Below are 239 nucleotides of genomic sequence, written 5' to 3' on the forward strand. Positions count from 1 at the left end.
CTACCAAAGCAACCCTCTACATTGCCTACATTAAATTCTTCTGGTAATACACTCGCACCTCCATTTATTTTTACACAATCAATATAATCTTGAGGTAACTGGAAGCCTAATTGTAATCCAATTTCTTTAATCTTAGTTTCTGATACTTCTGCATCAGCATATTCCCACTCTAAATCTTTTCTCATCTAATACCCTCTCCCCATAATTTATTTCCACCAAGATGGTTAACCCCATGAATG

Annotated in this window: 1 protein-coding gene; it reads right to left on the reverse strand. The window is 35.6% G+C overall.

What is annotated here, in order from left to right; translation table 11 throughout:
• On the reverse strand, window positions 1-185 hold a 185-nt coding region (locus JDS80_RS31075), incomplete at its 3' end, for an SMI1/KNR4 family protein (protein WP_199640843.1).
• Between the last annotated feature and the right edge of the window lie 54 nt (window positions 186-239).

This window comes from Bacillus cereus group sp. N8, assembly GCF_016483685.1.
Taxonomy (GTDB): domain Bacteria; phylum Bacillota; class Bacilli; order Bacillales; family Bacillaceae_G; genus Bacillus_A; species Bacillus_A proteolyticus.